Source organism: Kitasatospora sp. NPDC008115, assembly GCF_042957205.1.
Classification (GTDB): domain Bacteria; phylum Actinomycetota; class Actinomycetes; order Streptomycetales; family Streptomycetaceae; genus Kitasatospora.
On record NZ_JBIBHU010000072.1, the window covers coordinates 1 to 4,133 of the forward strand.

Consider the following 4,133-nt stretch of genomic DNA (forward strand, 5'->3'; position numbering starts at 1 on the left):
GCCGACCACGGCTACACCTACGGCCCCGCCTTCCAAGGCCTCACCGCCGCCTGGCGCGACAACCAGCACACCTACGCCGACATCACCCTCCCCGAAGACCTCGAAGCCGACGCCTTCGACATCCACCCCGCCCTCCTCGACGCCGCACTCCACACCATCGCCCTCCAGACACTGGACAACCCCAGCGGCGACCTCTCCGTCCCGTTCTCCTGGTCCGGCATCGAACTGCACTCCACCGGCGCCCGCCGCCTGCGCGCCAGGCTCACCCCGACCGGACCCGACACCATCCGCATCCACCTCGCCGACACCCTCGGCGCCCCCGTCGCCACCATCGAAGCCCTCACCACACGCCCCCTCCCGGCCGAGCAACTCGCCGACAGCGCCAAGCCCCTGCGCGACAGCCTCTTCCACATCGAGTGGACACCCCTCACCCCGTCCTCGTCGGTGGCGGAAGCGAACTGGGCCTGGCTGGACACCGCACACTTCCCCCTCGCCGACGGCGAGACCATCACGTCCGGCGACCAGATCCCCCGCTACGACAGCATCACCGCACTCACCGAAGCCCTCGACAACGGCACCCCTGCTCCCGCGACCGTCCTGCTGCCCTGCGTCTTCCAGCCGCTGGCCACGGTCGAGGAACTCCACCAGGCAACCCGCCACCTGCTCACCCTGATCCAGCAGTGGCTGCTCGACGAACGCCTCACCACCACCCGCCTCGCCGTCTGCACCCGCAACGCCATCGCCACCCACCCCGACGAAGACGTCCACGACCTCACCGCCTCACCCCTCTGGGGCCTCATCCGCACCGCCCAGAGCGAAAACCCCGAGCGCTTCACCCTCATCGACCTCGACACCCCCCAGACCGACCCCGACACCCTCCACACCGCACTCACCACCAACGAACCCCAACTCGCCATCCGCAACAACACCATCCACGCACCCCGCCTCACCCGCACCACCACCACGGACCACACCACCCCGGCAGCCTTCAACCCCGACGGCACCGTCCTCATCACCGGCGGCACCGGCACCCTCGGCAGCCTCCTCGCCCACCACCTGGTCACCCAGGGACAGAACCGTCTGCTCCTCGTCAGCCGCAGCGGCCCCAACGCCGAAGGCGCCGACCAACTGCGCAAGGAACTCACCGACCTCGGCGCCCACATCACCATCACCGCCTGCGACACCGCCGACCCCGACCAACTCACCACCCTCCTCGCCGACATACCGGCCGAGCACCCCCTCACCGCCGTCATCCACACCGCCGGCGTCGTCCAGGACGCCACCCTCCCCAACCTCACCCCGGACAGCCTGGGCGCCGTTCTCCGCCCGAAGACCGACGCCGCCTGGAACCTCCACCAGCAGACCCGGCACCTCGACCTCGCCGCCTTCGTCCTCTACTCCTCCGTCACGGGAGTCCTGGGCAACTCCGGCCAGGCCAACTACGCCGCCGCCAACACCTTCCTCGACGCCCTCGCCCACCACCGGAAGGCGCTCGGGCTGCCGGCCACCTCCCAGGCCTGGGGGCTCTGGCAGGAAACCAGCACGATCACCAGCCATCTCAGCAGCGCCGACCGCGCCCGGCTCAACCGCACCGGGATCGCGCCTCTCCCGACTGCGGACGCCCTCGCACTCTTCGACCACACCCTCACGAGCAGTCGACCCCACTTCTTCGCCGCCCGCCTCAACACCACCGCCCTCCGCAACAACCCCGACCTCCCGCCCATCTACCGCACCCTCGTGCCGGCCACCCGGCCCGCCACCGCGAACAACGGCAACGGCAACGCCGGACAGTCGCTGACCCACACGCTCACACCGCTCACCGAGACCGAACAGGAACAGTTCCTCCTCGGCCTCGTCCGCGACCACGTGGCCACCGCCCTCGGCCACACCAACCCCAACGGAATCGACGAGCACCGCGGCTTCTTCGACATGGGACTCGACTCCCTCACCGCCGTCGAACTCCGCAACAAGATCGGCACCGCCACCGGCCTGCGCCTCCCCACCACCGCAATACTCGACCACCCCACCCCCACCACACTCGCGCACTACCTGCGAACGCAACTGGTCACGACGTCCGGCGAAGAAGTCGAAGCCGATGCGCTGGAAACGAGGGTTCGCGAGGCATTGACCTCCATTCCCCTCGCCACGCTACGCAATTCCGGCCTGCTCGACACACTGCTGCAACTCGCCGCGCCCGACAACGAAGCGCTGACCACTGACAGCTCCTCCGTAGACCTGATCGACAGCATGGACGCGGAGAGTCTGGTTCAGATCGCACTGGGCACCAAAACCGAGTCCTGACGAATTCAGAGGTGCAAAGTTCCCATGGCCATGTCTCTCGATCAAGTCGTAACCGCCCTCCGCGCCTCCGTCAAGGAAACCGAAAGGCTCCGGCAGCAGAATCAACTTCTCATTGCCGCAGCACGTGAGCCCATTGCGGTGGTGGGCATGGGATGCCGTTATCCCGGTGGCGTTCGGTCGCCCGAGGAATTGTGGGGTCTTGTCCTGGGGAAGACGGATGCGATTTCCGGTTTCCCGGAGGAGCGCGGGTGGGACACCGAGGCGCTGTACGACCCCGACCCGGACGCGGCGCACAAGACGTACTCGCGCCATGGCGGTTTCCTGTCCGAGGCGGACGGGTTCGACGCGGAATTCTTCGGGATCAGCCCGCGTGAGGCGCTGACCATCGACCCGCAGCAGCGCCTGCTGCTGGAGTGCGCCTGGGAGGCGACCGAACGCGCGGGCATCGACCCGTCCACCCTGCGCGGAAGCCGCACCGGCGTCTTCGCCGGCGTCATGTACAACGACTACGCCGCCCGCTTCCCGGAAAAGCCCAAGGACCTGGAGGGCTACCTCGGTATCGGCAGCGCCGGCAGCATCGCCTCCGGCCGCATCTCCTACACCCTGGGCCTCGAAGGCCCGGCCGTCACCGTCGACACCGCGTGCTCTTCTTCCCTGGTCGCCCTCCACCTCGCCGCCCAGGCCCTGCGCAACAACGAGTGCGACCTCGCCCTCGCCGGCGGCGCCACTCTCATGGCCACCCCGAACACCTTCATCGAGTTCAGCCGCCAGCGCGGCCTCTCCCCCGACGGCCGCTGCAAGCCCTTCGCCGCGGCCGCCGACGGCACCGGCTGGGCCGAGGGTGTCGGCCTGATCATGCTCGAACGCCTCTCCGACGCCCAGCGCAATGGACACACCGTGCTCGCGCTGGTGCGCGGCAGCGCGGTCAACCAGGACGGCACCAGCAGCCAGCTCAGCGCCCCCAACGGCCCCTCCCAGGAACGGGTGATCCGCCAGGCGCTCGCCAACGCCGGTCTGACCACCGATCAGGTGGACGCCGTCGAGGCGCACGGCACCGGGACCCGGCTCGGCGACCCCATCGAGGCCCAGGCGCTCCTGGCGACCTACGGCCAGGACCGGCCCGCCGACCAGCCGCTGCACCTCGGCTCCATCAAGTCGAACATCGGCCACACCCAGGCCGCCGCAGGCGTCGCCAGTGTCATCAAGATGATCCTCGCCATGCGACACGGCACCCTGCCCCAGTCGCTCCACATCGACGAGCCGACCCCGCACGTCGACTGGACCGCCGGCAACATCAGCCTGCTGACCGAGCAGACCCCGTGGCCGGTCACCGACCACCCCCGCCGCGCCGCCGTCTCCTCCTTCGGCATCAGCGGCACCAACGCCCACGTCATCCTCGAACAACCTGCCACCACGGACATCAGTGATCCGGAAGAGACACCCACCGACGGGCCAAGTGTCTGGCTCGTCTCCGGCAAGTCCCCTGACGCACTGATCGAGCAGGCCGCACAGCTGCACGCTTTTGCGACGGACCGGCCCGACGTCGATGCCCGTGACATCGCCCATGCCCTGGCCACGACCCGCACCGCGTTCGAGCACCGTGCCGCCGTCATCGCCCACGACCGCGGCGAACTACTCGACGGACTGAACGCGTTGAAGGAGGGCCGGCCCTCACCCCACCTGGTGACCGGTCCCGTCGGCCAGCGGGTGCAGGGACGGGGGAAGACCGCGTTCGTGTTCCCCGGTCAGGGCTCGCAGTGGGTCGGCATGGGCCGCGACCTGTTCCGGACCAGCACCGTCTTCCGCGACCACATCCACGCCTGCGCCGACGC

2 protein-coding genes are annotated in these 4,133 nt (G+C 69.2%); both read left to right on the plus strand.

The window, feature by feature from the left end; all coding sequences use genetic code 11:
- Nucleotides 1–2,301 (plus strand): type I polyketide synthase (locus ACFZBX_RS36790; protein WP_391538175.1); only part of this gene is annotated, 2,301 nt, incomplete at its 5' end.
- A gap of 3 nt (nt 2,302–2,304) precedes the next feature.
- On the plus strand, nt 2,305–4,133 hold a 1,829-nt coding region (locus ACFZBX_RS36795; protein WP_391538176.1), incomplete at its 3' end, for a type I polyketide synthase.